The following is a 1,384-nucleotide window of genomic DNA, read 5'->3' on the forward strand; positions in this document are numbered from 1 at the left end:
GGCCATAGATATATCGAGCTTTCACTTCCCGCATGATTTTTTCAAAGGTAAAGGCTGCTAAATGGTGACACTCATCGCACAAGACCATCCCATATTCCGAAACAAAAGGCTTTACGTCTTTTTCTTCACCCTCAAAAAGGGATTGCATAATGGCAATATCAATGATACCACCCCGCGTGTTTTTCCCCGCACCGATTTGGCCAATCTGCTCGATTCGTTTCTTTCGGCCACGCCGCTTGGGTTGCTCCGGCAAGGGTTCCTGAACATCAAGAAAATTTTCCAGCGATGCTTTCCACTGTTCCAGAAGTGCGCTGGAGTGGACCAGGATCAGGGTGTTAACTTTGCGCTGCCCAATCAAATACGCGCCTACCACTGTTTTACCAAAAGCTGTAGTCGCGGACAGGACACCAATGTCATGGGACAAAAGAGCCTTAGCTGCCGGTATTTGTTCCTGGCGGAGTTCCCCACGAAAAGCAACGCTGATCTGCTGTCCAGGTTGACGCTGATCCGCTAAAATGTATGGAGTATCATATGTGTCAAGCAGATCCTTCAACGGCTCAAAGCACCCCCTGGGGATTCCCATAAAATCCGGATCTTCGTAGCTGCAATCAAGCACGCGGGGTATATTGTAGACGGGCAAGCGCATGGCTTGCTTTTTATAGAATTCAGGATTCCGAAATGCGGCCAAGCGTTTGACTGTATTTAACGCCTTTTGTGAAAAGCCATATTTATCAACATACAAGAGATTTGAAATCATGAGCCGGGCTTGTATCGGAAAATCTTCGCGATGCAGTTCCGGCGTTTTCCGCCTTAATGGCCACGGTTTTGGCTCTACAGATTCCAGCAATACTCCTGTTTCTCCGTTGCCGCACAGCTTTCCCACCATGTCCGCCAATTTTTCCGGCGTGATTTTAGGCAGGGCAGAGAGAAATGACCACTGATCTTCATATGGCATAAACTGTTCGTCGACAAATAACGTATTGCCTTTTTGCCGAGCTTGGCCTTGAAAAGGCAAGGCAATCAGATTTCCAAACCCGCCTTTTGGGACAGTGTCCTGAGAAGGGAACAACCGATCGTAGGATTTGAACTGCAGTTCGTGTCGGCGGGCCATTGCCTGCGTCAACAGCCCGCTCCCCAATCGACGGGCATCCGCAGCGGAAACAGGCTCAGAAAAGAAAAACCAAATGTGTGCTCCATTCCCTGAGCGGGAGCGTTCTACGGCGGGTGTAATGTTAAAGGCAAGGCAGGTTTCGCGGAAAGCAGAAGTGTCTTCCCTCCACGATTCTTCATCAAAGTCTACCGCCAAAAGCCAGGTTCGATCATCCTCCAGCATGGGGTAGATCCCCACAACATCCCGACAGAATTCGTCCTGTCCCATCATATG

General features: G+C 49.4%; 1 protein-coding gene. It reads right to left on the reverse strand.

Annotated elements, in window-relative coordinates:
• Positions 1-1,333 (reverse strand): DEAD/DEAH box helicase family protein (locus JX325_RS16765; RefSeq protein ID WP_204792162.1); only part of this gene is annotated, 1,333 nt, incomplete at its 3' end.
• Positions 1,334-1,384: the final 51 nt, after the last annotated feature.

It is taken from the genome of Oscillibacter sp. CU971 (assembly GCF_905219725.1).
Classification (GTDB): Bacteria; Bacillota; Clostridia; order Oscillospirales; family Oscillospiraceae; genus Oscillibacter.